Below are 25,253 nucleotides of genomic sequence, written 5' to 3' on the forward strand. Positions count from 1 at the left end.
TGCCTCCGAAGCAAAGATACTGACGTGGCTATTTGGCAGGTGAGGGGATCATACGGTACAGTGCCGCGGGCTCGCTGCTTCGCGCAGCTTTCTGCATGTGATAGTTCCAGGCGAGTAGCTGAATCAGCGCGGCGATGACTGACCCGAATGCGCGGCCGAACCACAATCCGCGTAAACCGTAACCCGCGTGGACGCCCAGCCACCAGGCGAGTGGAATCCCGAACAGCCAATTGCCGATCAGGTTGGCAATCAGCGGCGAGCGCGTATCGCTCAGGCCCGTCAACGCGCCGGCGTAGGACACCGCAATCGCGTCGGATAGCAGGCCGGCAGCGCAGAACAGAAAAATCGGCGTCGCCGCGGTCACCACTGCCGGGTCATTGGTATACATGGCAGCCCACGTATGCCGAAAACCAACATAGGGGATTGCAACCAGCAACGTGAAGCCGCCACTCAGGAGCAAAACCGAAGTCAAGGAGCGGCGGATTTGCGAAAAGTCGGAACGGCCCAGCCCCTGGCCCACCCGGACCACGGCTGCGTAACTCATGCCGGTGGGAACCATGTAAAGAAAAGCCGTCAGGTCCAGCACGACCTGGTTTGCCGCCAGCAGAGTCGTGCCCAGCCGGGCGGCCATCACGCCCAGCACCGTCGCCTGCAGCAGGTCCGCAGAAAAGTCGATGCCGCTTGGCAGGCCGATGCGCAACATCGGTTTCAGCCGCGACCAGTCTGGCCGCAGCATCGAAGCGGTAAAACGCAGGCCATCGCGCCGCAGCGCATGGGCGACGCCGATCACCAGAAGAACCAGCATCCACACGCGCACGACACAGGTGCTCCAACCGGAGCCGGCGACACCCATCGGATGTAGACCCAGGTGGCCAAATAGAAATGCCCAATCCCCGGCCCAGTTCACAATGCCCGCCGTAATCAGGCTCACGCTGACCAGCAGCACGCGGTTGATGCTCTGCAAATATCGCCGCAACGCCATATAGCCGAGCAGGGGAGCAGTTGACCAGATCAGCGCCACCAGGTAGCGGCGCGCTTCGGCGACAATCTCCGGTGGCGTGCCGAAGATCGGCAACAACCACAACGAAGCGATGGTCGCCACCATGACCACCGGCGTCCCGGCCAGCACGATCCAGAACGATTGCGCCAGCAGCCGGACGCCCTCTGGCCGGTCCCCCCGGCCAATTGCCTGGGGCACCATGGCTTCCATGCCGTTCAGCAGGTAAATCACGAAAAATACGATCGCGTAATAGATCGTGTTGCCCAGCGAACTGGCCGCGATGGCCAGGGCCGAGTGCGGAAGCCGCCCGATCATCAGCGCATCGACTATATAAGTCGACATCCAGCCCAGCTCGCCCAGCGCCAGCGGTCCGCCAATGCGCAGCGACCATCCCAGCTCGTGCTGTAGGCGCGAAAAAAGCCCCTTCGCCGGTCGTGAGCCGGCGACTGCGGGAGCTCGTAGGTCGGAATCAAGCTGCATTGATACGTCGGTTGTGATGCCGATTGTTGCAGCCACGTCAACGCGATATTTGGCTCATCAACGCATCCGGGAACACCGGCCTGTCCCGTGAAACCACAGGGCGCCTGTGTAGACTCCAGCCGAACTACTTCTTCCGGAACCACTTCACGTTGATCGCCGAGGCCATCGCGGTGTAGCCCAGGTCGCTCGGATGCAGGTGGTCGCCATGGTCGTTCTTGGGCAGGAACTGCGAGGGGTGCTGCGGGTCCTGCGTCGCCTTGTCGAAGTCGATCACACCGTCGAAGACCGTGTTCTGCCGCAGAAACGCATTCACCTGCTGCCGGATCGCCTCGCGTTCCGGCGTGTAGTACTTCGCACCCTCAAACGGCGTCAGCGTCGCACCATAGATCCGCAGCCTCTTCGCATGTGCCCGTACCGCCAGCGCGGTCATTGCGTCGATGACCTGCTGCGCAGTCACCCCGCCGTGGCCGATGTCATTGATTCCCTCCAGCAGGATCACGTGCGTCACGCCCTGCTGCGTCAGCACGTCGCGATCGAAGCGATCGCTCGCCTTCGGCCCGGCATCGTCCTGCAGCAGCTGGTTGCCGCTGATGCCCGCGTTCAACACCGCAACATCGATCTCGTGCGTGGTCAAGCTCAACAGTCCGCTGAACTGGTCGGGGTAGCGGCGGTCCGTCTCCGGTGTGGAGCCAACGCCGTCCGTGATCGAATCGCCAAAGCACACCACCGCCTTTGATTTCCTACCCGAGTCCACCTCCACGTCCTTCAGGAAAAGGTACGAGCTCACGATGAGCGGCGCGTCCGGCGTGCCCGGCGCCTTCTCTGCCGCACCCGGCGCATTCTGCCGCACGATCGGCTTTGCCAGCGGGTCCGGCTGCTGGATCGGAGCGGCCACGTCCGGCGCGGCTAACCCGGGCGGCGGCGTGCTGAGCGGTGCAAACTGCTCGTCGCCAACGCGATCCCCGGCAACAATATAAGTAGCGGTCAGTCCCAGGCTATGGTGCGTGACCACAGGGATCGGCTGCACCGGCAGCACCATGGTGATGACCAGGTCGCCATAGGCTGGCGTCACCTGTTTCACGGCATCGCTGGCCACAAATCCGCCCGCCGGAATCGTGACGCCCGGCTGCCCGCTGAACAGCAGCGGCTTATCGGTGTGGATCAGGATCTTCGACCCCGCCGCCAGAAACGCCACGTGCGCCGACGAGATATGCAGCGGCGCCGTCCCGAACTCGTTTGTGAACTTCACCCGCGCCATCGTGCCGCCCTGGCTCAGGTGCACCACCTGCCGCACCGTCATCATCGCCTCGCCCAGGTGCAGCCTCTCCTGCTGCGGCGTGCCCATCGGCACGTTGGCCGTCGCCCAGGTTCCCAGCCAGCCATGTTTCTGGGCACACAGTGAAACGGAGAACAAGAAGAGCAGGGCAGTGGCAAGCCGGCGCATATGGCCGAGTGTACCGCTCCGTCCGGGCTCAACATGATGCAGGCGTCGCCACGCAAGCTGCCTTGGCCTGGCGGACCCGCACTACTTACCCCGAAGGCGGCCCGCGATCCGCCCTGCTGCCATGTCTCACGGCACTGGGAACCGATCTGCGGCGGCTTGCGTATAGCTCTCCATGGCCACGATGCCCATCGCGCTTCCGCCCTTTGCTCCGCTGCCCTCGCTCTGGCCGACGGTCTCGGAGCGCGGTCCTCGGCCGCGGCCAAAGCGTGCGGCGCGGCCACAGCCCGCACCGGCTCAGGCTCCGGTTGACTCGCGCGTTACACTCGACGCATCCCACACCGAGTTTCCCGTGCTGAGCCTTGTGCAAGACCACGCCTCAGGCGAGCCCGACCGTGCGCAGCCCGCTCACGGCAAAACCGCTGCCGCCGTTGACCAGGCCCGCGCCGCCGAGCAGGAACAGCTTCGGCAGCTCGCCCTGGCCTGCATGGCGGGCGACGCCGGTGCCTGGCAGCAGCTGGTCCGCCTGCAACACCGCCGCATCTACGGCATCTGCTACCGCTTCACCGGCTCGCAAACCGACGCCGAGGACCTGACGCAGGACGTCTTCGTCAAGCTGTACCGCTCCCTCGGCAGCTTCGACCCATCCAAGGGCGCGTTCCAGACCTGGATCGTCACGCTCACCCGCAACCTGCTCGTGGATCATTTCCGGCGCACGCGCCAGGACCGCGCCACCGACTCCCTCGACGTCACCGTTATGGAGGACGGCGAAGGCCCGACCCGCGCCGAACAGCTCGCCGACTCCCGCACCGGACAGTTCGAAAACGTCGCGCGCCAGCAGATGCGCAGCCGCATCCAGAACGCGTTAAAACAAATCTCCCCCGAGTTGCGCGAAGCCGTCATCCTGCGCGATCTGGAAGACCTGGACTACAAGGAAGTCGCCCAGGTGCTGCGCGTGCCGGAGGGCACCGTGAAGAGCCGCATCAGCCGCGGCCGCGCCGAGTTGGCGCGCATCCTGCAGCGTGAAGGCATCGCTCGCCCGGCTCTGGCGGCAGGAGCGGCGCGATGAACGACGACATGCTCCATCCCGCCACCGCCCGCGTCGGAAGCAGCCGCCTTACCTGCTCGCAGTGCGAGCGCATGATCCAGGACGCCATGGATGGCGCCCTGCTCCCGGAAGATCAGACGCAGTTCGATCTCCACCTTGAGGGCTGCCCCGGCTGCAGCCGCGTGTATCACGACGCGCTCGAAGGCCTCGGCTTCCTGGGCGAGCTGAAGTCGGATCCGCCCGAGCCTTCGTCCCTGCTGCTCAGCCGCATCCTGGCGGAAACCTCCGGCAACGTTCAGGTCGCTCTCCCCATTCGTCACGGCGAGACCATCCTTGTCGGTCTGCCGCGTAACGACTACCCGGCGGGACATCTGGCAACCGTCCTGCCCTTCCGCCACGCGGAAGAGCGCGCCTGGCCCGCCCGCGTGCTGCACGCGGCCATGCAGCCACGCTTTGCCATGACGGCTGCCATGGCGTTCTTCTCGATCGCGCTCACCATGAACCTGGTTGGCGTTTCGCCGCGTGACTTTCACCTGAGTAGCCTGAAACCCTCCAGCCTGAACCACAGCTTCTGGGCAGGCAAGGCCCGCGTCGTCCGCTACTACGACAACCTGCGCATCGTGTACGAGCTGGAATCGCGGGTCAACGAAATACGCCAGGCCGACGATGACCGCGACAGTGGCAAATCCGCGCCGCAGAAAAAGGAGCCGGACAAGCCCGATCCTGCCGGCAATGGCGCGCACTCGCAACTGCACTCGCCCCACCGTTCCAGATCGCGCAGCAAGCAACCGCTTCGGCTCTCGGCCATGCTCATCCCCGTCCACGTCCTGCTTCCAGCGGCTTCCGCAGCCGGCAATTGCGGAAAGGAGCTCGCGTATGAACGGCACGCCTGAAGCAAACGATCCACAAGCCGCCAGGACGGGAGCTTACACCGGTGCACCGGGGCAGGGCACTGCCTCTGCCGCAGGGGGCTACACCGCGGGTCCAGGCACGGCGGGCTATGATGCCGCCGCCGGTCCCGGCTACAACGCGGCCGGCGCAAACTACACCGGTCCCGCGGCTGACGCGTACTCTGCGCCCGGCTATGTCCCGCCGCCGCCCGGCTACGCTCCGCCGTATGGTTACCCCGCGCCCCCGCCGCCCGTACCCGGCTCGCCGAATCCCGGCCTTGCGCTTGTGCTTGGCTTTATTCCCGGCGTCGGCGCCATGTACAACGGCCAGTTCGCCAAGGGCGTCGTGCACATCGTTATCTTTGCGGTTCTGACCAAAGTGGCGGAGCACGTGGACGTCTTCGGCATTTTCGTCGCCGGCTGGATCTTTTACATGATCTTTGACGCCTACCAGACCGCCCGCGCCCGCCGCGACGGCCTGGTCGCTCCCGATCCGTTCGGCCTGAACAACATCGGCGAGCGGTTCGGCATGCCCCACAATCCGAACTGGGGCGACTTCGTGGCGCGCCCTGCACCCGGCAGCACCGCCGCCGCGGACCCCGCGCGTACCTCCAACCCATACGCCGGTCCGCCTGTCGACGCCGCAACCGGAGCCGCTGCCGGAGGCACCTACTCCGGTCCATCCTCCGCCTACGGCTCTGCCGCGGCTTACGCCGGCACCGGCAGCCCCTACGTTTGGCCGGTTCCACCCGCACCGTACCCACCGGGCACCATGCCGCCGACCGATCACCCCGACTACCCGGAAGCAGTTCGCAGGCAAGTTATCGCGGACATGGGCGGTGCACCCACCGGCGGGTATCAGGCTACCTACGCGCCCATCGATCCGGCAGCGATGCCCCCGTACCCACCGCAGCCGGTATCGGGCGTACCCACCGGAGCCATCTGGCTCATCGGCCTCGGCGTGCTCGCACTGGCCGGCTCGCTGGCCCACAACTTCTATTGGCGCGGCTACTTCTTCGGTGCTGCGACCTGCTTCATCTTTGGCGTAATCCTGCTGATACAGCAAACGGCAGCCACGCGAAAGCTGTACCAGCCGGGCACGGCCGCTTACCAATGGAGCTTGCTGCACCAGGCCCGTCTCGGGATCATCCTGATCCTGATCGGCGTTTTGCAGACAATCGCCGGGGCGCACCTCACCTCGTGGCACTACTTGTGGCCCTACCTGCTGATCGTCTTTGGCCTGCTACAGCTTGCTGACCGCTCGCTCTACAACCGCATGCTCCTCGATCCGCCCGTCTTCCAGAACGCCTACGCGCCCGTGAACCCGGGTCCGGCAGGCAGCGCCTCGGCGGCGGCTTCCTCTGCTGCGTCGTCCAACACCGCCGAAGGGGAGGTCCGTTAGCCATGGCAACCCCTCCCAACTCACCCCCACCGAACCAGGGCAATCCGGGCGGCCCTTTCCAGCCCGGCGACCCGCGCAACCAGGCATACGCTGGCGGCCCTTACTCTCCTGATCCGCGCATTCAGCGCGAGCAGGAACGCGCCTGGGCCGAGGCACAGCGGGAACAGGGCCGCGCACAGCGCCAGCAGGCCAAAGCCTGGACGCAGTACCAGCGCGAAGCCTCCCGGCAGCAGGTGCGCGCCATGCGCCAGCAGGCCCGCATGGCAGCGGAGACACAGCGCGCGCAATTCCGCGCCGTGCGCCGCAGCAATCGCGCCCAGTCCATCATCGGTCCGCTGCTTCTGATCGCCATCGCCAGCGTGGCCCTGCTTGTTTACAACGGCCGCATTCCCGCTTTCGAGTTGCTGGGCTGGTTTGCGCGCTGGTGGCCACTCGTCCTCATCGCCGCGGGCGTGCTCCGCTTAGTTGAGTGGGCCATTGCACGGCATCAGTCCGAATCGCGCGGCGTTCCGGTGCGTTTCGCCATCGGCGGCGGTACGGTCTGGCTGCTGATCCTGATTTCGGTGCTCGGCCTGGCCGCCCAGGGCGGCATCCACCATATCGGCAATCAGTGGAACTTCGGCTGGACAGGCCAGGACTTCAACCAGTTCTTCGGCTCCAAGCATGAGGAGGACGCCGCTGCGGTCACCCATACCATCGCGCCAGAGGGCACGCTGGAGATCCACAACGACCATGGTGACGTGACCGTCGACGGAACCAGCGACGACGGCCTCATCCACCTGGCCGAACACAAAGAAGTCTTCGCCAACGACGACGGCCGCGTCAACAATCTTCTGTCCGAGCTCGATCCGCAGTTCACCGGCAGCGACCCCTACGTGGTTCTGCGCGTCGCGAGCAACGAAAGTAGCTCCGCCGGACTCACCCTGACCGTTCCGCGTGGCGTTCATGTGGTGCTCAACTCCAATCATGGCGACGTTGCCGTCCACTCCTTTCACGCTCCCGTTTCCATCAACGCGAACCATGGCGATGTCGAACTTTCCGGCATCGCCGGAGACGTGCAGGTTCGCACCAACTCGCGCCATGGCGAGGTGCAGATCCACAGCGTGCAGGGCGCTGTTCTGGTGACCGGCAGCGGCAATGAGGTAAACCTGAATGACATCCACGGCACCGTCGGCGTGAACGGCAACTTCTTCGGCAGCGGACACCTGCAGCATGTTGCGGGTGCGGTGAACTACAACGCGGGCCGCATCAGCTTCACGGCGCAGCGTGTCGACGGCGAAGTGTCGTTCGATGAGGATGATGAGTTCACCGCGCGCGGCGTTGCTGGGCCCATCACCGTGCACACCCGCAGCCGCAACATCACTCTCGACCGTGTCAGCGGCGATATGCAGGTGACGAACAGCAGCGGTCATGTGGACATTACAGCCGTGCAACCGACCGGCGCGATCACCGTCGATAACCGTGACGGTGATGTAAGTCTGTCGCTGCCCGGCTCCGCAAAGTTTTCGCTTGCCGCGGAAACCAGTGATGGCACCGTGCAGAGCGACTTTCCCGGCACCACCAGCTCGAACAATCAGTCACACCGCGGCACCTTGACCACGACTGTGGGCGTCGGCGGCTCGTCGATCCGCCTCACCACCACGCACGGCAATATCGCGCTTGCGCGGAACGAGCAGGCCCCGCTGCCGCCCATGCCGCCGCTGCCGCCATCCCTGACCACCTTGCCCTCCGACGTGAGCCAGAGCATGAAGGACGCGAGGAAGGAAATCGCGGACGCGCAGCGCGAAGCCACCCAGGCACGGCGAGAGGCAGAACGAGCTCGCAAGCAAGCGTTGGCGGACGCCGGCCAGGCACGTAAGCAGGCCGAACGCTCTGCCGGGTCGGCCAGCACGCCTCCTCCGCCGCCATTACCTCAATAAAACCGCTACACCTGCCGCGATCAACCGTGACCGAAACGGCAGAAGCCGCTCCATTCGGAGCGGCTTCCTTGCATCTGGGGGAGGTTTCAATAACTTGCTACAGTCAGACGGATGGGCTTAAGCAACGCGGCGTTGCACAGTCTCCGTCCGAATCGCGATGGGTAGGTTCAGTCCGCTCACCCGCCGGTGCAGCGAACGTGTCATGCCGCTCAGCACGGCATCCTGCTCTTCTACAGGGCCGCTCTCCGCTGGCGATACGTTCGCCACCGTGGGCCGGCTCATCAGTTTATCCAACAGGTTAGGCCGTTGCGAACTCGCAGCTGCTGTACGAAACGGTAGGAGGCGAGAGGTGGTGGACGTAGGCTTTCGGTTCATGGCACACCTCGTACGGGCTATTACGAAAGATGCATGCGACCGTACCAAAGTTGTACAAACGCCAGCAAATGTTCAGCGGTAAAGCAACCAATTATGCTAGCGGCTCTCCAAGTGCCGTTCGCAGCCGTTTCCACGTGTCACTCAGCGCTTCCGGCATGACCCGTGTTTCCCCCACAACCGTCATAAAATTCGTATCACCGAGCCATCGGGGCAGAATGTGCAGGTGCAAGTGGTCCGCCACGCCCGCGCCCGCCGCCTCCCCCAGGTTCATTCCAAGGTTGATCCCTTCCGGGCGGTACACCTCCCGCAGCGCGGTTTCCATCCGCTGCGCCAATTGCATCATCTCGCCGGCGGCATCGCCCGGCAGCGCCGCCAACGACGCGACCCGCTCATAGGGCACCACCATCACATGTCCGCTGGTGTACGGAAATGCGTTCAGGCATACAAAATTCCAGCGAGCCTGCAACAAAACATGACCTGCCCGTTCCGCCGCCACCCGCCCCAGCCCGCCGGAGCGATCGGCCCATTGCACCGCGCCGATCAGGTTCAGAAACACCGAATGGTGGTCTTCCGGAAACGCACCCAGCTCCGCAGGCACCCCCTTGCGCCCCGCGGTCGTTTGCCCGGTCGTGTAAGCGTATCGCCAGGGTGTCCAAAGTCTGTCCATAGCTCAACCATATGCGGCTTGCCGTTGCCGCACCAGAGATAGCCTGTCAGGCAGTCCGGTCGCGTTCGCTGTCAGGCACAACTCCCACGTGCGTCCTACCCGGAAAGAGACCGCGCGTACTTGGCAGAAGGTGTCGCCTCATAACTGCAGTCGTGATTGCCGGGCGCGTTGACCCGCTGATTTTCACGGCGCTATACTATTTTTGAGCTTGGGCGAGACGAGACCGCCGGCACTCCTAACATTTCGCAAACGCAACACACGTGGCCGCAGGGCCACGCTTCTGTGTCGTCTGCAACTTTCGTGGGATTTCTGCCGTCTCTTTCTTCCATCCGCACCTACGATCCAACACTTCTACCTGAGAGCAAACCCCTGAGCACCGAACTGGAAACCATGCCGACCCCTGAAACCGCTGACACGCACGCGGCTGAAACCACCCACCACACACCGGACGCCGCTGCTGCCAACGGCCCAGTGACTGACCCGGTCGTCGATGCCCCCGTGGGCGCCAGCCACCTGGTCACGCCCGAGCCCTCCGTCGACTCGGTCTCGATCAACGCAGGTCCCGACGACGTCGATTATGACGCCGCCGACTTCGCCGCTGCGCTCGAGTCCTTTGACCGTGAGCAGGCGGAAGATAAGGCCGCCGCCGCTTCCGCCATGGAAGAGGACAAGGTCGTCACCGGCACCGTCATCAAGATCACCGACAAGTATGTCGTCGTCGATATCGGCCTGAAGAGCGAAGGCCTGATCCCGAAGGAGCAGGTGATCGATCACACCGGTGAGCCCAAGCTTGCCGTGGGCGATGCGGTGGAAGTGGTTGTGGAGCGGGAGGAGCACGAGGGTGGCTATCTCGTCAGCTATGAAAAGGCGCAGCGCCACCGCCTCTGGGACCAGCTCGAAAAGGCCGCTGTCGAAAAGACTCCGGTCACCGGCACTGTACTCTCGCGCGTCAAGGGCGGCTTGACCGTCGACATCGGCGTCAAGGCATTTCTGCCCGGCTCGCAGGTTGAGATTCGGCCCGTCCGCAACCTGGACACCTATCTCGGCCAGCCGCTTGACGTGCGCGTCATCAAGCTGAATAAGAAGCGCGGCAACGTGGTCATCTCTCGCAAGGAAATTCTTGAGGAAGAGCAGAACGCACGCAAGTCCGTCACGCTTGAAACGCTGGAGGAGGGCACCATCCTCACCGGCGTTGTTAAGAACCTGACCGACTACGGCGCGTTCGTCGATCTCGGCGGCCTGGACGGTCTGCTTCACATCACCGACATGAGCTGGGGTCGCCTGACGCATCCGCGCGACCTGGTCCAGGTTGGCGATGAGATTCAGGTCAAGGTACTCAAGTTCGACAAGGATAAGCAGCGCGTTTCGCTCGGCTTCAAGCAGCTCACGCCTGACCCGTGGCTCGACGCCATCGAGCGCTACCCAATTGGCGCACAGGTCAAGGGCCGCGTTCTCTCCGTCACCGACTACGGCGCGTTCGTCGAGCTCGAACAGGGCATCGAAGGACTCGTTCACGTTTCGGAAATGACCTGGTCCAAGCGGATGAAGCACCCGTCGAAGATGGTCAAGCCCGGCGACGAAGTCGACACCATTATCCTCGCGGTCAACCCGAACGATCGCCGCATCTCGCTCGGCATGAAGCAGCTGCAGGACAACCCGTGGGAGCAGCTTGAGAACAAATACCCCACCGGCGCCACGGTTGAGGGCCGCGTCCGCAACCTGACCGATTTCGGTGCCTTCATCGAAATCGAAGATGGCATCGACGGTCTCGTCCACGTTTCCAACCTGAGTTGGACCAAGCGGGTGAAGCACCCGTCGGAAGTTCTGAAGAAGGGTGAGAAAGTACGGGCAGTCGTTCTCGGCGTTGAGCCGGAGAACCGCCGTCTGTCACTCGGCGTCAAGCAGTTGGAACCCGATGTTTGGGACACTTTCTTCGCCCAGCATCGCACTGGTGATGTGGTCAAAGGTAAGGTCCTGCGCACCGCTCAGTTCGGCGCTTTCGTAGAACTGGCTGAGGGTGTTGAAGGCCTCTGTCACGTCTCCGAAGCGGTGGACGATCACGGCAAGCAGGTCAACCTTGAGGTTGGTTCAGAGCACGAGTTCAAGATCGTGAAGATGAGCCCGGAAGAGAAGAAGGTCGGGCTGAGCCTGCGTGGCGTAGGCGAAGAGGCTAGCCGCGAAGAGGTGGAAAGCTACAAGCAGCCGTCTGAGCGCGGCAATACTTCCTCGTCAAACTCGTCCTCATCGACCACCCTTGGCGACCTGATCAACTGGAAGCGTTCGGAGCGGTAAGACGCTTCGCGCAGGCCTGATTTAACCAGCAATGTTGTTTCCATAAAAGAGCCGCTCTTCGGAGCGGCTCTTTTTCTCTATCTCTTCAAAGTTTGCGAGTGAGCGACGCTTCTTGAGCACAACTGCACGATCGCCGACCTTCAAATCAAGGCTTTCTGAGGGCAGACCTCAGCGTGCAGTTCGGAACTGCATCGGGCGTGCACAACATTGCTGAGTTTCACTCGGCGCCTGCGGCCCGATGTACTTTGAAGAGGGTGCAGAGATGGGAAAGTCATGAAGTTACTTCTCAGACGCACTTGCAGACACGTCTATAAGATCGTCTTTTCGAAAACGCAACGATGCGGATGTTTCGATTGAGTTACTTGCACAACAAGCGATCGACCCAAGTTCATACCGAAGCCGGTAAGTCAAATACAACATGGCATGGTCGGCGAGATCGCACCATGCGAAGCCTTCGCGTTCGGACGGGAGCGGGATACGCCTCGCTGCCGGATGCAAGCGGCAGACCGATCGAAAACTATATCTTGCGCCATACGCATAGTCGCTCTGTCTCTAGTGCCTCTTGATTATGTCGCAGCTCCAAAGCGCGGCTGAGGGCTACTTTGCTGCGCTCTGCGCTACAGCCTGTTCTTTGTCCAAAGCCTCTTGCTCATACCGAAAATCCCAGGCGCGGTTGAAACGCTCTGTCGCCTCAGACGTTGCGGAACTCCATCCTCTCGGCAGGGAAAGATCAGTATCGACTTCCGCGAGCCGTGGCGCCCGGCCCGTATCCTGCGCCGCGATCCGCTCGAAGATTTTACGCTCCGCATCGGCAAACGATTCCGGCGGCACGCCACCGATCGCCACATACCCTGGGTCATACCCCATTCGTTCCGACACCAGATTCCATGCATGAAACGGCGAAGTCGTCGGCAGCAGCACAAACTTCCGCACCGGCTCCGGCACCGCAAAATACCAGATCCAAATTACTTGCGCGGTGCAGTCCGCAAAGGTCCGAACCAAATCTGGAGTGCTATACAAATCATGCGTTCGGAAAACGTAGCCAATTGTCCAGATATTGGCACAAGTGACCACGCACAACCCGAGGCTCACACCAAAAATGCGGCTTCGAAAAGTAAGACCGAGGGGGCGAACCGTAGCGACGACAAACGCAACTAAGCCGAGAACGACGATGCTGCTGATTCTCTGTGCTTCGTAAACGACACGCACCACAGCTTCGTCGTAATTACTCGAAACGCTGAACGCAGCACTGATCGTCAACGCTGCGCTAATGACCAGAATCCAGCGATACATGATAAGCCCGAGACTTTGAAGCCCCTTCAGCGGGCGCAGTGCTTCGGTGAAAATCGTATAAGTTACAAGACCGGAAGAGAAAGCCGCACACGCGAAAGTGATCCAATAGGTGTAGAAGTAGATCTCATACGCTACTTGTGCGGAGAAGACTCGGTATTCGCGAAGCGCGACGAGCGTGATCGCTGGAACGATCTGCCATAGCGTGATAGCCAGCATCGGCCAGTATGCCGCAAGGCTTTTGGAGCGCAGGAGCAGAAAGAGCGTGATTGCACCCAGCAGCAGGTCCAACAGACCAAACGGGGCGAAAAACCAAGGGGTGAGCACGGGCGAGATCGACTCCTTGTGAGGAGAATACTCAAGCGCGCGCGTCTGCGCAAAAGCTTAGGCTAGCGGTAGATGCCGCAGCCATTCGGATCGTGAGGACCGCAAGTCGGTGTTGGCACGGCAGCCTGCATGACCTTGCCTTTGGAAGTTGCGTCGCCCGCGTTGACGGTGGGCAGGGCAGCGACGGCGGCAATGGCAGTCAGGGCGAGGGCAATAGCGGCGGTGCGCAGGGTCTTCATGATGATCTCCGTTTTACGTAGCCTGAGTTTGAGTTACTCGAAAATCTGAAATCCGATGGTCAACTTAGCGGTAGATGCCGCAGCCATTCGGATCGTGAGGACCGCAAGTCGGTGTTGGCACGGCAGCCTGCATGACCTTGCCTTTGGAAGTTGCGTCACCCGCGTTGACGGTGGGCAGGGCGGCGACGGCGGCGATGGCGGTCAGGGCGAGGGCGATGGCGGCGGTGCGCAGGGTCTTCATGATGATCTCCGTTTTACGTAGCCTGAGTTTGAGTTACTCGAAAATCTGAAATCCGATGGTCAACTTAGCGGTAGATGCCGCAGCCATTCGGATCGTGAGGACCGCAAGTCGGTGTTGGCACGGCAGCCTGCATGACCTTGCCTTTAGAAGTTGCGTCACCCGCGTTGACGGTGGGCAGGGCGGCGACGGCGGCGATGGCAGTCAGGGCGAGGGCGATGGCGGCGGTGCGCAGGGTCTTCATGGGTGATCTCCGTTTATTTGTTAAGAACTTGAGTTACTGGAAACTTGACTTTCGGCGACTATCTAGCGGTAGATGCCGCAGCCATTCGGATCGTGAGGACCGCAAGTCGGTGTTGGCACGGCAGCCTGCATGACCTTGCCTTTAGAGGTCGAGTCGCCCGCGTTGACAGTGGGCAGGGCGGCGACAGTGGCGATGGCGGTCAGGGCGAGGGCGATAGCGGCGGTGCGCAGGGTCTTCATGAGTAAGTCTCCTCTCTGGCACTTAGGATCAGCCAGGCAAGACTTACTCTAGAGAGTGCACGGCAGCATGTCGAGCAAGTTATAACTGTTGCAAATCTGTACAGATGTGCAAGTTACTGATGTAATTCGCTGCTTAACGGGGACTTAGATACACCATACCAGAGCGCAACACTTTTCAACCATGAATCGTATTTGGAGCCTCGTTGCGTCGTTTTCCGGCAGCAAGACCGTCGCTATTAGGCAGCATTAACCTCTTTACTCCGCCTCGAAATACAGGTACTTCCTCCAATTCGCATCGGCAGATCCAATCATCCGCATGATGTGACGAGAGGTGTGCAATGAGAACGGACGCGGCTCCCGTTGCAGCTTCATATCGGTCAACTCATGCAACAACTGATTGCCCTTGCGTCGGTTGCATTCGTGGCAGCACGCCACCAGGTTTTCCCAGGTAGACAGGCCGCCCTTGGACCTTGGCAACACGTGGTCCAGCGTCATCTCGTTCGAACTCAGCACCGCGCAGCAGTATTGGCAGGTATTGCGGTCCCGCAGCAGGATGTTCTTGCGGGACAGCGCCCGGGTCTGGTGCGGGATCCGGCGATACTCGAGCAGCCGTATCACGGACGGCAGCGCCATCTTCACCCGAGCGGCATGCAGCGTGGCACCCTGTTCCTCCTCGGTGCGTGCAATGCCCTTCAGTACAAGCACCAGCGCCCGTCGTGCACCGCAGATATTGATCGGCTCATACGACGCGTTCAACACCAACACCGGCATTTGCAGCGGCATCGCCGATCGCTGACGCTCCCGTCCGGCTTCGTCGCGTGTGCCCGGCGCGTGCAGGGCATGGCACTTCGCCAGCGATTTTTGCTTGCGCACTTTGCTCGACATCATCGTCTCGACTCCTCCCGTCTTGGCGTGCTTTACTTCGCAGTACCTTGCCATCGGCTCCACTTAGCGGGCCGATGCGTCCCAGCGTTCCACCCGTTCCGGCTGCGTCCTGGCCAGTGTTACCACATGAACCGCCGCCGCGCCCGACGCCAGCAGCGTGCGCGTACACTCCGCCGCGGTGGCGCCGGTGGTGTACACATCGTCCACCAGAATGATCGTCCAGCCCGTCATATCTCCGCGAACAGCAAAGGCGCCACGCACGTTGGTCTTCCGCTGCGTCGGAGATAGGTGACTTTGGCTATTCGTCGCGCGGGTGCGCCGCAACGACCCGTGGTTTGCCACAAATCGTACAGCCTCGCCCGTGCGGCGTAGCTCGCGCACCGCGGCATCCGCTAACTGCACGCTCTGGTTGTAGCGACGCCGGTTGCCGAACAACGGCACAGCCACCACGTGCAGAGGACCGCCTTCGACATCCTCCGCAACACGCCGCAGCACCGTCGCCAATCGCGTGCCCAGGGGTGCCGCCAGCTCCTCTAGGCCCTCAAACTTATGCAGCCGGATCAGCGTGCGGAGCGTGCCATCGTACGCAGCGAACGCGGATGCGCGCACAAACCGCGGCGGCTCCGCAGCGCATCCCTCACAAAGCACTTCGCCTGCCCGGCTGAACCCCGCACCCGCCGTGTCCTCCACGGCAAGCCGCTCGCCGCATCGCCCGCAGAGTGCGGCCGCCTCCGCCCGCAGCAACGCAACGCATCTGTCGCACGCCGCAAACCGCTGCGCATCCAGCAGCGGTCCGCCGCATGCCCGGCAGTCCGACGGAGCAAGAACGCTCGCAACTGCCCCGGCAGCATGGCGCCAAGCCGATCGCATGGTGATGCGGAATGAAATGTGCCGCTGTGGCTCGATCCTGACGCGCGTTCGAAAGCCCTCGCCGGCCGTGGCAGGCGGGGTCACTCTCGCTTCGAGTTTCCGGTCAAACGCCTTTGGGAAGACGCACCTCGCTCGGCTTGTGTCCGGTCCGGCAATCGGTCTGCACTGGTTCCGGTGCCTGCAGTCTAATCGCAACCACACACAATGGAAAGGGCTCAGGCACGATTGCTTTCATGCCATTGCCGCTCGGCCCGCTCGGCCCCTGATCCGCCCACGCGACGACCCTCTGCGTTTGAACGAAACTGAACCTCGCAAACAAGTCCATCAAAGCGAGCCATGCCCGCATCCAAAGCTCTATCGATCTCGCCGCCAAGGACATTATGGCCACCACGCCTACCGCTGTAATTCAACGTTCCGACTCCGCCCATCAGCTTGCGGCACACTACCGCAGTATTCGGGGCGCCACCTCGTCCGCGTGCGCCACGCTGTCCGCCGAGGACCAGATGGTCCAGTCCTGCGCCGAGGCGAGCCCCGTCAAATGGCACCAGGCCCACACCAGCTGGTTCTTTGAAACCTTCGTCCTCACGCCGTTTGGACAGAACTACCGTGCTTTCCATCCCGACTTCCATTGGCTATTCAACAGTTATTACAAGTCGCTCGGGGAAGAGATTCCGGAAAAGAAGCTTCGCGCCTCCTTCTCCCGCCCATCGCTCGATCAGATCCTCGCCTACCGCGCTCACGTGGACGTAGCCATGGCAGGTTTGCTCGCCGACCCTGCCGTTCCAGAAGAAGCGATCCGCCGCATCGTCCTCGGCCTGAACCACGAGCAACAGCATCTTGAACTCGCCTTCACCGACATCAAGCACGCCTTCTTCACCAACCCGCTTCAGCCCGCCTACCGCGATCAGCCCATAGGCACCCTGGCCGGCAGCGTCACGCGCGAACAGTGGATCGACTTTAAAGGCGGCCTCGTCGACATAGGTTATCCGCTCGATACCGCCGACCCGCTAGACTTCTGCTTCGACAACGAGACGCCGCGTCATCGCGCTTACCTGCAGCCATACGCCATCAGCAACCGCCTCACCACCTGCGGCGAATACCTCGCCTTCCTGAACGACAATGGCTACAGCCGCCCCGAGCTCTGGCTCTCCGAGGGCTGGGACACCGTCGAGCGCGAGGGCTGGCAGGCTCCTCTATATTGGCAGCGCTCATCCGAGGACCCGCACGGCTGGCGCATTTTCACCCTGGGCGGCTGGCGAGACCTGGGCGATCTTTTCGACACGCCCGTCTGTCACGTCAGCCTTTTTGAGGCGGACGCCTTCGCCCGCTGGCGTGGTTGTCGACTCCCGACCGAAGCCGAATGGGAACACGCGACCACCACGTTCGCTCATAACTCGAACGAGAACGAAAGCCCATCGTTTCAATCACAGGACGAGAACACAAAGTCATCACTTCGACCGCAGAACGAGAACGCAAGGTTGTCATTTCGACCGGAGGACGAACAGTTTTATCGTTCGTCCGTAGTGGAGAAACCCGCATTTCTCCCGCGGCATGAGGACACCCACAACCTCCTCGAGTCCAACGTCCTTCATCCGACCCCCGCGACCACCGAAGCGCTGTCGCAGATGCTCGGCCCCTGTTGGCAGTGGACCGCCAGCCCATACACCGGCTATCCAGGGTACAAGCCGCTGCCCGGCGCGCTCGGCGAATACAACGGCAAGTTCATGTCCAGTCAGATCATCCTGCGCGGCGCATCTTGCGTCACGCCACGCACACACGCTCGCGCCACCTATCGGAACTTCTTTTCACCGGCGACCCGTTGGCAATTTAGCGGCATTCGCCTTGCCCGCGCCTTCTAAACCTTCGCTCCACGCCGCACTCGAACCTGGCAAAAGTCATGGTCTCCTGAGATTCAACAAATGCAGTCTCACCGGGACAGAAAGCGCCACCAGCACTGACAGAATTACTCAGGAAACAGTGTCACCCGATTCAGACAGTGTCATTCAAAGACGTAGGTTGCCACCCAGCACAGTAGTGCCACCCAAGAAAAAACTGTCACCCAAAGGTGACAGTGTCATCCAAGGAGAAACAGTGTCATCCTGAGCGCAGCGAAGGATCTGCTTCTCGCAAACACCACCCTAAGGCCCCGCAGCACACCACCGCACTCGCTTTCCAGTAGCCATTTCGCTCACTCCGAAACCGACAACGCACTCAGGACACCTTTTCGATGAGCACTTACTCCGCCCCGCTCCAGCCATCGCGCACCACCGCAACAGCCCGTAACATCGACCCGGCGGTCGCTGCAGCAGTGCGAAGCGGCCTGACCGCCTCGCACAAATCGCTTCCCGCCTGGCTCTTCTATGACGCCGAGGGCTCACGCCTCTTCGAGCGCATCACGCTTTTGCCCGAGTACTACCTAACCCGCACCGAGCGCGCCATCTTCACCGCCGAGGCTGATCGCATCATCGCCGCCGCATTCACCGCCTGGCACCAGGCCACCGGAGACGGCCACATCACCTCTGACGGCGCGGGCAAACTCCGTCTTCTCGAACTTGGCGCCGGCACCGCCACCAAGACTGGGATCCTGCTTGCCGCCGCCGTCCGCGCACAGGGCGAAACGAGCTACCTGCCCATCGACGTCTCTGCCAGCGCGATTGCGGAAGCGTGCGACTCGCTTGCGCAAACCTTGCCGCAGGTCAACATCCAGCCAGAGATCGCCAACTACGTCACGGACGTGCTCGGTATCCCGCCCCACAACGGCCCGACCCTGGCCCTCTACATCGGCTCATCTGTCGGCAACTTCGCCCACGCCGAAGCCGTCGCGATCCTCCGCAATCTCCGCGCGCAACTGCAGGCCGGCGACACCCTGCTGCTCGGCACCGACCTGGTTAAGGACACTGCCGCGCTAGAGGCCGCCTACTGCGATGCCGATGGTGTCACCGAAGCCTTCAACCTCAACATGCTCCGCCGCCTCCACCGCGAGCTCGGCGCCAGCTTCGACCTCTCCACCTTTCGCCATGTCGCCAGCTTCAACCGCGAAGCGTCAAGAATTGAAATGCACCTGAAGAGCACGCGAAACCAGTACGTCCGCATTCCCGCGCTCAACCTGAGCGTTCCCTTTCAGGTAGGCGAAACCATTCACACCGAAAACAGTTACAAATTCACGCGCGAAAGTATCGCCGGCTTACTCCGCGAAGGTGGCTTTTCGGTAACTCAAACTTTCACCGATCCGCAAAATTACTTCGCCGTAACTCTCTCCACCGTTGCCGCTAGCTCGTAGCCGCCGGCGACGAGTTTTTCCGTCAGCCAAGCAGAGGCGTAAAGAACAGGCGGCTTTAGCCGAGGTGTGAGTCGAGCGAACTGCAACCGGATTGGCTCAGGTCCGCAGCCTGCGCTCTCCGACGGAGGTGGGTGCCGGTGCTCAGCACTGAAACGCATCACGTGCGTTGTGAAGCAGAGGTGCACAATTCCGCTCTGTTTGTCAGGTAGCCCGGTGCGGAAGCGGCTTTAGCCGCCGAGGTAGACATCGAAAGCAAACGGTGCGGGGCCTGAAGTGATTGGCTTACTCGAGGCAGCCTCATTTTGAGCTGGAGGATCTATGTGCCGGTGCGTATCACGAGTGCGATTAAAAATGCACTCGTGATTTTCAAAAAAGGCCGAGATCACTCGGCCTCTTCCTCTCCTATCACTTCGGTAGGAACGCTAAGGCTGTGCCCCAAGCCAGCGCCGGGCCGTAAACTCTGTCCCAACGCTCGCCGCTAACAGCGCCACGCTGATGGTCAGCGCGCCCAGCACCCAAACACCATCCACGTGCCCGTGCTGTATAAAAAAATCCAGAACTCCGAAAACCAACACCAGTACCGCTGCTTCCGCAAAGAAAGCGGAACACCGCCGCGCGGAGATGCTGACCAGTTCCGGCAGCGCCCGCACGCCCGGTCGCGCAGAGGACTGGCCCTTGGGCACCAGCTGCAGGCCACCATGTTGGACTAACTCTGAAGATCGCTCCTGGATCGAACTGATTAAATTGTTGTGAAGCATAAAACACCTAGTGCCGAGGAACCACAAAAACTCGGCTTACATCCAGTGTTCCCGAAAGTAACAGTTTTGTCCAATAAATCTAGCGTGAATGCATTGCCTAGACTAAGTTCCGTATATCTATGCAAAGCTTCGTATAGTTATGCATAAGTGCAGACAAATCACTTACAAATTTAACTCTTCCCGCGTAACGAACAGGCAGAGTCACCGTCTGGCCCGATTGCAGATGTGTCCGGCTTTTTGGGCAATCGCCACCGCGGCCGCCAGTAAATCGCATCCGGCAGGAGACCATATCGTCCGAAATGCGCTTGAATCTGCATCGAAACGAACCGCCGTGAATCACGTCTATGGAATGAACCAGTTCAACCAGGTTGTTCCGCGGAGATCGCCCTTGCGCACGCTCATCACCCTAGCTCTGCTCGCAGTGAGCACCTCCGTTGCCGCGCAGGCGCTGCCCGACGCACCCTCTGCCGGAACGCCCGCCGATCGCAACCCGCTGCCCATCGTGAACGGCCGCCACTACCGCCCACCCACGGCAGGCGAGAACCTGCTTACCCTCCGGCACCGCCTCTTCAGCATCTCGGCGTTGGGTTCGCCTCTGATCACCGCCGGGTTCCAGATGCTGAACGATCAGCCTGGCCCGGAGTATTGGGCGGAAGACACGCCGGGCTACTTCAAGCGGTATGGTGCCGCCTACGGCCAACGCGTAATTCAAGCTGGCACTCGCTACACGCTGGGCACTCTGCTGCATGAAGACAATCGCTACCTGCTGTGTCACGGCTGCACCTTTCACGACAAGCTGAAAAATGCGCTTCTCGCGGACTTCACCGCACGCCATGGTGCGGACGGTCACCGCGATTTTTCACTCACCGGCGCTGCCGCCGGTGTCTCCGGTCCGCTGGTCGCGTATGCTTTCTGGTACCCCAACCAGGACCCGAATTTCACCCTTGATCGCGGCCTGCGAAACTCGCTCATCGGCTTCGGCACGCGACCGGCCGGGCACATGCTCACGGAACTGCTCGACGGATATCGCATCCCCTTTACGCACCGTCACATCGGCGAAGATAATCCCACGCCGGCTGAGCAGGTCCCGGTCGGCTGGACTGGCCCGCGGCCACCCAAACGCCGCGTTCAGCCCGCCGTGCCCGACCCTGCGGGCGCTTACGCCGAACCGGCCCCGGCACTACCACCAAAGCCGTAGCCTTCCGCCCGCCACCCCGCCAATTCCGGCATGGCGGTCCGCCACACACCATCTACACTGCACCTATGTGCGGCATCGTCGGTTACATCGGTCCTAAGTCAGTCGTCCCCCTCATCGTGGAAGGCCTTCGCCGCCTCGAGTACCGCGGCTATGATTCCGCCGGCATCGCCGTCGCCGGCAACCCCGCCGACCCCACCCACCTCGACGTCCGCCGCGCACCCGGCAAGCTCTCCAACCTCGAAGCCGTCCTGCGCGAACGCCCGCTCACCGGCACCTACGGCATCGGCCACACCCGCTGGGCCACCCACGGCCGCCCCACCGAGGAAAACGCCCACCCCCACCGCGACGGCTCCGGCACCCTCGTCGTCGTACACAACGGCATCGTCGAAAATTACCTCGCGCTCAAGCAGCAACTCACCGCCCGCGGCCACCACTTCCTCTCCGAAACCGACACCGAGATCATCGCCCACCTCATCGAAGACGAGCTCAACCAGGCCGCCGCCAACTCCGCCTCCATCAACGGTGCCCCACCTTCGCCGCAGGCTAAGGTGGGATCAAACCACCAGGGCAGTCCCATCGAAGCCAACGATGCTGAAGCCATCGTCGAAACCAACGAGCCAAACGGCCCCGCGCTCCCCCTCGAAGAAGCCGTCCGCCGCGCCGTCAAGCGCCTCACCGGCGCCTTCGCCATCGGCGTCCTCTCTGCCCACGAGCCCAACAAACTCGTCGCCGCCCGCTCCGGACCGCCCGCCGTCATCGGCATCGGCGACGGCGAATACTTCGTCGCCTCCGACGTCCCCGGCATCCTCCACCACACCCGCGACATCGTCTTTCTGCACGACGGCGACTGCGCGATCCTAACGCCCACCGGCGCCACCTTCACCGACTTCGACGGCAACCCGCTCTCCCGCCCGCCCCAGCGCATCACCTGGGACCCCATCCAGGCTGAAAAAGCCGGCTACAAGCACTTCATGCTCAAGGAGATCAACGAGCAGCCACGCGCCGTCCGCGACACCACCCTCGGCCGCGTCTCGCTCGACACCGGCCAGGTCTTCCTCCCCGACCTCCACCTCACCCAGGCCGACCTCAAAGCCGCCACCAGCATGACCATCGCCGCCTGCGGCACCTCCTGGCACGCCGGCCTCGCCGGCAAGTTCATGATCGAGCGGCTCGCCCGCCTCCCCGTCGACGTCGACTACGCCTCCGAGTACCGCTACCGCGACCCCATCCCCGGCTCCCTCGGCCTCCTCATCACCCAGTCCGGCGAAACCGCAGACACCATCGCCGCCCAGTCCGAGATGATCTCGAAGGGCACACCCACCCTCGCCATCTGCAATGTCGTTGGATCAGCGATTACCCGCCGCGCCCAGGGCGTCATCACCACCAACGCCGGCCCAGAGATCGGCGTCGCCTCAACCAAGGCCTTCACCGCCCAGCTCACCGCGCTCTTCACCCTCGCTCTCTACCTCGGCCAGCAGCGCGGCACCGTCACCCCCGACCAGTCCCGCCACCTCGTTGACGAACTCGCTAAGATCCCCGCCAAGCTCGAAGAAATCCTTCGCGTCCTCGACGACCGCTGCCACGACCTCGCCAAACAGTTCTCCAACTCGAGCGACTTCCTCTTCCTCGGCCGCGGCATCCACTACCCCATCGCCCTCGAAGGCGCCCTCAAGCTCAAGGAAATCAGCTACATACACGCCGAGGGCTACCCCGCCGGCGAAATGAAGCACGGCCCCAACGCCCTCATCGACGAGCACCTCCCCGTCGTCTGCATCGCCACCAAAGACCCCGCCGACCCCACCTCCGTCCTCAAGTACGAAAAGACCCTCTCCAACATCCAGGAAGTCACCGCCCGCTCCGGCCGCGTCATCGCCATCTCGACCGCCCCCTTCCGCTACGACGAAGAAGGTTCGTCAGCACAACAGGGTTCGTCATCGCAACAGGGCTTGTCATCACAACAAGGTTTGTCATCCCGTAGCGAAGCGGAGGGATCTGCTTCTTCTCAGCAGCAACACGAAGCCCTCAAGGCCCGCGCCGCCGCCGAACAGCAGGAAGCCCACCACCTGGCAGGCCTCGTCGAGCACGTCCTCGAAATTCCCGCCGCCCCCGAACTCCTCCTCCCCATCCTCGAAGTCGTCCCCCTCCAGCTCCTCGCCTACCACATCGCCGTCCGCCGCGGCTGCGACGTAGACCAACCCCGCAATCTCGCCAAATCCGTCACCGTGGAGTAGCACGAGGGACAAAGCCGCGAGAAGAACACCGTAAGACGGCAAGCTCATCAAGCCCCGAAGGGGTTAGACCTTGCGTGCGGGGTGCAGCAGAAGCCTAACGACCGTGGAAGTTTAGGCTGCGTACGAACTGCTCGTACGCGCGCTCACTCGCCGCTCGGCGCGACTCCGGTGTAATCAGGAGTACGGAGCCATCGTCGATTTCGTGCGGCTGCGCATGGGAGAACACGGTTTCTCTGGTCAAGAAGCGAGCACCCTTCCGCAGGGCGACTCTTCGGCTCTCGATCATCCTCACGCCATCAAGCCGCTTCGTTGCGCCTCGCAGGTTCGGCGCCGGGTCGTCTTCTACCCGCAGTTGTATCTGAAAGATCACGCAGCTCTCGGGTCCAAGAAACATCGTGAAGCCGTGAAACGGCGCTTCCGTGGCAACGCCGCTCCATGCGGTCAGCCCTGGCGGTACCAATGCGGAAAGCGCGTACGTGTCGTTCTGCACCATTCCGTGATACGCCGTGCCGATCCCCGGTTGCGTTCGCGTCGCTTCGCCGCAGAGTTGCAGCGGCGAGTGTCCGGTTCCCGCTGCCCGGGCGTCTGCCGCTCCTGGTGCAACCAGGCAGGCGCACCACAACACGGAAACCCAGCCCATGGCACGCTTGCCGGATCGCATCACGGCTTGACCGTGGGTGGTGTAGACGCCTGCAACCCTGGAACGTCGCACGCCACGGCTGCATCCACCAGTTGCTTGTACCGCTTTGCTATCTCGCCCGGGTAACTCGGATTGCTGTTGTACATATGAAGCTTGTTACTGTTCAGCGCGGCGGCGTACGCCTGGATCGTTTGTGGATGATGTGCAAGGTATGGTCCCCAGTCCGCTTCCCAGGCCTTTGCGGACGCTTCAACACTGGGGTAAGGCAGATTGTCTCCGCCAGCCGCGGTCATGCCAAACAGATTGTTGAGCGGCTTGCCATTGCTGAGCTTGTTCGTCCCAAACACGTGAGGCATGGTCCATCCGCTTTCCTGTACGGCCGACGCCATCACAAACAACGGATTCACGCCCAGATCTCTGCCCATCTGGACAAAGATGGCAACGTATTTCGCCTGCATAATCGGCAATCCACACTTGTTCATGCCAGCCCTGTTGGTTGGGCGCTTCGTCGCATTCGGTTTTGCCGGAGGCATCGTCCGCTGCGCTGCTGTTCCACTCGGGGTGTTCACTCCACGAGAGTGCGTCGATGCCACCGCGCTGCTTGCCGCACCCTGCACGGGAAAACGTGCCAGATACATCAGCCGCCGCATGTCATTGGGCATCAGTACAGGGTTGTACAAACCGCCACGCGTGGGTTGCTCTGGCGCCCCCTCGCCATAGGCGCTGCCCCGTTGTGGACCACCTGTTCCCGCCATCGTTTCGCTCCGTCCGGACTAGCTCGTTCAGAGCTAATTCGACATAGTTACCTTGGCAAATTGCTGTGCATCCAGGACCGGCTGCAGCGTCAGGCTCACCAGGTGATTGCTGTTTTCATTCGTCAAGGTAAAGAAGCTTGAAATCCAGCCACGGAAGCTGTAGACGCACAGCGCGTCCTGCATCGTCTCATCGGCCCAGAATTCGATCTTCACGTCTTTCACCTTGTCTCGCGTAACCACGTTCGCCAGAGAGAATAGGTTTTGTAACACGGAGAAGGGCAGGTTCGCATTGTCATGCATATCTGCCGTAATGCTGATGGAAAACGCAACCGTTCCCATCTGAGGCATGCCTGCGTGATCGTGAAGCGTCGTCGCACCGACTTGCGTCGAGACAGCGTTGAATTTGTTCTCGCCGATCGTGACCGTACTCTTTGTATTTGGATTGGCCATGCCCGCCCGCCTTCCGAAACAGTATAAGCTTGTCTCCCCTCGCAGCCGGTAATGAAACCGCTCACCTCGCGGTGTACGGCCCAACAGGAGACCGG

General features: G+C 62.1%; 24 protein-coding genes. 9 read left to right on the forward strand and 15 right to left on the reverse strand.

Annotated elements, in window-relative coordinates; genetic code table 11:
• Window positions 1–28: 28 nt before the first annotated feature.
• Together ACOFKT_RS02530 and ACOFKT_RS02535 are read right to left on the reverse strand one after the other, a co-directional pair.
• Complete coding sequence (locus ACOFKT_RS02530) at window positions 29–1,516, reverse strand: MATE family efflux transporter (RefSeq protein ID WP_419805866.1); 1,488 nt, start codon at window positions 1,514–1,516, stop codon at window positions 29–31.
• A gap of 88 nt (window positions 1,517–1,604) precedes the next feature.
• Window positions 1,605–2,924, reverse strand: coding sequence for an SGNH/GDSL hydrolase family protein (locus tag ACOFKT_RS02535; RefSeq protein ID WP_419805867.1), 1,320 nt, complete (start codon window positions 2,922–2,924; stop codon window positions 1,605–1,607).
• Window positions 2,925–3,105: 181 nt separating this feature from the next.
• On the opposite strand from ACOFKT_RS02535, the gene ACOFKT_RS02540 reads away from it, so the two are divergent.
• The 4 genes from ACOFKT_RS02540 to ACOFKT_RS02555 are packed head-to-tail and all read left to right on the forward strand — an operon-like array spanning window position 3,106 to window position 8,180.
• Entirely contained in the window at window positions 3,106–3,990 is an 885-nt protein-coding gene (locus ACOFKT_RS02540) for an RNA polymerase sigma factor (protein WP_419805868.1), read from the forward strand.
• On the forward strand, window positions 3,987–4,862 hold the full coding sequence (locus ACOFKT_RS02545; RefSeq protein ID WP_419805869.1) for a zf-HC2 domain-containing protein: 876 nt from the start codon (window positions 3,987–3,989) through the stop codon (window positions 4,860–4,862). Before ACOFKT_RS02540 ends, ACOFKT_RS02545 begins: the two co-directional genes overlap by 4 nt.
• Entirely contained in the window at window positions 4,846–6,261 is a 1,416-nt protein-coding gene (locus ACOFKT_RS02550; protein ID WP_419805870.1) for a hypothetical protein, read from the forward strand. Before ACOFKT_RS02545 ends, ACOFKT_RS02550 begins: the two co-directional genes overlap by 17 nt.
• A 2-nt stretch (window positions 6,262–6,263) precedes the next feature.
• Window positions 6,264–8,180: a DUF4097 family beta strand repeat-containing protein gene (locus tag ACOFKT_RS02555; RefSeq protein WP_419805871.1), complete on the forward strand. Its 1,917-nt coding sequence runs from the start codon at window positions 6,264–6,266 to the stop codon at window positions 8,178–8,180.
• 117 nt (window positions 8,181–8,297) lie between these two features.
• On the opposite strand, the gene ACOFKT_RS02560 is transcribed toward ACOFKT_RS02555, so the two are convergent.
• Window positions 8,298–8,462 carry a hypothetical protein gene (locus ACOFKT_RS02560; protein WP_419805872.1) on the reverse strand — a complete coding sequence of 55 codons (165 nt, stop codon included), beginning with the start codon at window positions 8,460–8,462 and terminating at the stop codon, window positions 8,298–8,300.
• A 184-nt stretch (window positions 8,463–8,646) separates the two neighbouring features.
• Window positions 8,647–9,222, reverse strand: a complete 576-nt coding sequence (locus tag ACOFKT_RS02565) for an HIT family protein (protein WP_419805873.1) — start codon at window positions 9,220–9,222, stop codon at window positions 8,647–8,649.
• A gap of 390 nt (window positions 9,223–9,612) precedes the next feature.
• On the opposite strand from ACOFKT_RS02565, the gene ACOFKT_RS02570 reads away from it, so the two are divergent.
• The gene (locus ACOFKT_RS02570; RefSeq protein ID WP_419805874.1) at window positions 9,613–11,514 is read left to right on the forward strand and encodes a 30S ribosomal protein S1; all 1,902 of its coding nucleotides are present in this window, start codon (window positions 9,613–9,615) and stop codon (window positions 11,512–11,514) included.
• A 597-nt stretch (window positions 11,515–12,111) separates the two neighbouring features.
• On the opposite strand, the gene ACOFKT_RS02575 is transcribed toward ACOFKT_RS02570, so the two are convergent.
• From ACOFKT_RS02575 to ACOFKT_RS02605, 7 genes are all read right to left on the reverse strand, one after another.
• On the reverse strand, window positions 12,112–13,131 hold the full coding sequence (locus ACOFKT_RS02575) for a hypothetical protein (protein WP_419805875.1): 1,020 nt from the start codon (window positions 13,129–13,131) through the stop codon (window positions 12,112–12,114).
• Between the two features lie 62 nt (window positions 13,132–13,193).
• The gene (locus tag ACOFKT_RS02580; protein ID WP_419805876.1) at window positions 13,194–13,370 is read right to left on the reverse strand and encodes a hypothetical protein; all 177 of its coding nucleotides are present in this window, start codon (window positions 13,368–13,370) and stop codon (window positions 13,194–13,196) included.
• 64 nt (window positions 13,371–13,434) lie between these two features.
• Window positions 13,435–13,611: a hypothetical protein gene (locus ACOFKT_RS02585; protein WP_419805876.1), complete on the reverse strand. Its 177-nt coding sequence runs from the start codon at window positions 13,609–13,611 to the stop codon at window positions 13,435–13,437.
• Window positions 13,612–13,675: 64 nt separating this feature from the next.
• On the reverse strand, window positions 13,676–13,852 hold the full coding sequence (locus ACOFKT_RS02590; RefSeq protein ID WP_419805876.1) for a hypothetical protein: 177 nt from the start codon (window positions 13,850–13,852) through the stop codon (window positions 13,676–13,678).
• A gap of 62 nt (window positions 13,853–13,914) precedes the next feature.
• A complete protein-coding gene (locus ACOFKT_RS02595; protein WP_419805877.1) occupies window positions 13,915–14,091 on the reverse strand; it encodes a hypothetical protein in 177 nt (58 codons plus the stop codon).
• Between the two features lie 255 nt (window positions 14,092–14,346).
• Window positions 14,347–14,979, reverse strand: coding sequence for an HNH endonuclease (locus ACOFKT_RS02600; RefSeq protein WP_419807085.1), 633 nt, complete (start codon window positions 14,977–14,979; stop codon window positions 14,347–14,349).
• A gap of 60 nt (window positions 14,980–15,039) precedes the next feature.
• Window positions 15,040–15,846 (reverse strand): ComF family protein, encoded by an 807-nt coding sequence (locus tag ACOFKT_RS02605; RefSeq protein WP_419805878.1) that lies wholly within the window; start codon window positions 15,844–15,846, stop codon window positions 15,040–15,042.
• Window positions 15,847–16,226: 380 nt separating this feature from the next.
• Here ACOFKT_RS02605 and egtB point away from each other — a divergent pair, with 380 nt between their 5' ends.
• Window positions 16,227–17,705, forward strand: coding sequence for an ergothioneine biosynthesis protein EgtB (gene egtB / locus ACOFKT_RS02610; RefSeq protein ID WP_419805879.1), 1,479 nt, complete (start codon window positions 16,227–16,229; stop codon window positions 17,703–17,705).
• A gap of 368 nt (window positions 17,706–18,073) precedes the next feature.
• The gene (gene egtD / locus ACOFKT_RS02615; protein ID WP_419805880.1) at window positions 18,074–19,126 is read left to right on the forward strand and encodes an L-histidine N(alpha)-methyltransferase; all 1,053 of its coding nucleotides are present in this window, start codon (window positions 18,074–18,076) and stop codon (window positions 19,124–19,126) included.
• 422 nt (window positions 19,127–19,548) lie between these two features.
• On the opposite strand, the gene ACOFKT_RS02620 is transcribed toward egtD, so the two are convergent.
• Window positions 19,549–19,884 (reverse strand): hypothetical protein, encoded by a 336-nt coding sequence (locus tag ACOFKT_RS02620; protein WP_419805881.1) that lies wholly within the window; start codon window positions 19,882–19,884, stop codon window positions 19,549–19,551.
• A 331-nt stretch (window positions 19,885–20,215) separates the two neighbouring features.
• On the opposite strand from ACOFKT_RS02620, the gene ACOFKT_RS02625 reads away from it, so the two are divergent.
• Both ACOFKT_RS02625 and glmS read left to right on the forward strand, forming a co-directional pair.
• Window positions 20,216–21,082 (forward strand): hypothetical protein, encoded by an 867-nt coding sequence (locus tag ACOFKT_RS02625; protein ID WP_419805882.1) that lies wholly within the window; start codon window positions 20,216–20,218, stop codon window positions 21,080–21,082.
• A gap of 65 nt (window positions 21,083–21,147) precedes the next feature.
• Complete coding sequence (gene glmS, locus ACOFKT_RS02630) at window positions 21,148–23,313, forward strand: glutamine--fructose-6-phosphate transaminase (isomerizing) (RefSeq protein WP_419805883.1); 2,166 nt, start codon at window positions 21,148–21,150, stop codon at window positions 23,311–23,313.
• Window positions 23,314–23,407: 94 nt separating this feature from the next.
• Here the strand turns inward: glmS and ACOFKT_RS02635 are convergent, their stop codons facing one another.
• From ACOFKT_RS02635 to ACOFKT_RS02645, 3 genes are read right to left on the reverse strand one after another with little or no spacing between them, the layout of a single operon-like run.
• Entirely contained in the window at window positions 23,408–23,974 is a 567-nt protein-coding gene (locus tag ACOFKT_RS02635; RefSeq protein ID WP_419805884.1) for a hypothetical protein, read from the reverse strand.
• Window positions 23,974–24,708 (reverse strand): hypothetical protein, encoded by a 735-nt coding sequence (locus tag ACOFKT_RS02640; RefSeq protein ID WP_419805885.1) that lies wholly within the window; start codon window positions 24,706–24,708, stop codon window positions 23,974–23,976. The genes ACOFKT_RS02635 and ACOFKT_RS02640 overlap by 1 nt, the downstream gene beginning before the upstream one ends.
• Window positions 24,709–24,741: 33 nt before the next feature.
• Complete coding sequence (locus tag ACOFKT_RS02645) at window positions 24,742–25,158, reverse strand: hypothetical protein (protein WP_419805886.1); 417 nt, start codon at window positions 25,156–25,158, stop codon at window positions 24,742–24,744.
• Between the last annotated feature and the right edge of the window lie 95 nt (window positions 25,159–25,253).

The organism is Terriglobus sp. (assembly GCF_965201105.1).
Taxonomy (GTDB): Bacteria; Acidobacteriota; Terriglobia; order Terriglobales; family Acidobacteriaceae; genus Terriglobus.

Excerpts from the sequence above, each read along its gene's own strand:
- ACOFKT_RS02590 (WP_419805876.1), bottom strand. The coding sequence starts at position 13,852 with ATGAAGACCCTGCGCACCGCCGCCATCGCCCTCGCCCTGACTGCCATC.
- egtB (WP_419805879.1), top strand. The coding sequence starts at position 16,227 with ATGGCCACCACGCCTACCGCTGTAATTCAACGTTCCGACTCCGCCCAT.
- glmS (WP_419805883.1), top strand. The coding sequence starts at position 21,148 with ATGTGCGGCATCGTCGGTTACATCGGTCCTAAGTCAGTCGTCCCCCTC.
- ACOFKT_RS02545 (WP_419805869.1), top strand. The coding sequence starts at position 3,987 with ATGAACGACGACATGCTCCATCCCGCCACCGCCCGCGTCGGAAGCAGC.
- egtD (WP_419805880.1), top strand. The coding sequence starts at position 18,074 with ATGAGCACTTACTCCGCCCCGCTCCAGCCATCGCGCACCACCGCAACA.
- ACOFKT_RS02605 (WP_419805878.1), bottom strand. The coding sequence starts at position 15,846 with ATGCGATCGGCTTGGCGCCATGCTGCCGGGGCAGTTGCGAGCGTTCTT.
- ACOFKT_RS02550 (WP_419805870.1), top strand. The coding sequence starts at position 4,846 with ATGAACGGCACGCCTGAAGCAAACGATCCACAAGCCGCCAGGACGGGA.
- ACOFKT_RS02635 (WP_419805884.1), bottom strand. The coding sequence starts at position 23,974 with ATGCGATCCGGCAAGCGTGCCATGGGCTGGGTTTCCGTGTTGTGGTGC.
- ACOFKT_RS02570 (WP_419805874.1), top strand. The coding sequence starts at position 9,613 with ATGCCGACCCCTGAAACCGCTGACACGCACGCGGCTGAAACCACCCAC.
- ACOFKT_RS02540 (WP_419805868.1), top strand. The coding sequence starts at position 3,106 with ATGCCCATCGCGCTTCCGCCCTTTGCTCCGCTGCCCTCGCTCTGGCCG.
- ACOFKT_RS02560 (WP_419805872.1), bottom strand. The coding sequence starts at position 8,462 with ATGAGCCGGCCCACGGTGGCGAACGTATCGCCAGCGGAGAGCGGCCCT.
- ACOFKT_RS02565 (WP_419805873.1), bottom strand. The coding sequence starts at position 9,222 with ATGGACAGACTTTGGACACCCTGGCGATACGCTTACACGACCGGGCAA.
- ACOFKT_RS02620 (WP_419805881.1), bottom strand. The coding sequence starts at position 19,884 with ATGCTTCACAACAATTTAATCAGTTCGATCCAGGAGCGATCTTCAGAG.
- ACOFKT_RS02600 (WP_419807085.1), bottom strand. The coding sequence starts at position 14,979 with ATGATGTCGAGCAAAGTGCGCAAGCAAAAATCGCTGGCGAAGTGCCAT.
- ACOFKT_RS02585 (WP_419805876.1), bottom strand. The coding sequence starts at position 13,611 with ATGAAGACCCTGCGCACCGCCGCCATCGCCCTCGCCCTGACCGCCATC.
- ACOFKT_RS02580 (WP_419805876.1), bottom strand. The coding sequence starts at position 13,370 with ATGAAGACCCTGCGCACCGCCGCTATTGCCCTCGCCCTGACTGCCATT.
- ACOFKT_RS02535 (WP_419805867.1), bottom strand. The coding sequence starts at position 2,924 with ATGCGCCGGCTTGCCACTGCCCTGCTCTTCTTGTTCTCCGTTTCACTG.
- ACOFKT_RS02645 (WP_419805886.1), bottom strand. The coding sequence starts at position 25,158 with ATGGCCAATCCAAATACAAAGAGTACGGTCACGATCGGCGAGAACAAA.
- ACOFKT_RS02555 (WP_419805871.1), top strand. The coding sequence starts at position 6,264 with ATGGCAACCCCTCCCAACTCACCCCCACCGAACCAGGGCAATCCGGGC.
- ACOFKT_RS02595 (WP_419805877.1), bottom strand. The coding sequence starts at position 14,091 with ATGAAGACCCTGCGCACCGCCGCTATCGCCCTCGCCCTGACCGCCATC.
- ACOFKT_RS02640 (WP_419805885.1), bottom strand. The coding sequence starts at position 24,708 with ATGGCGGGAACAGGTGGTCCACAACGGGGCAGCGCCTATGGCGAGGGG.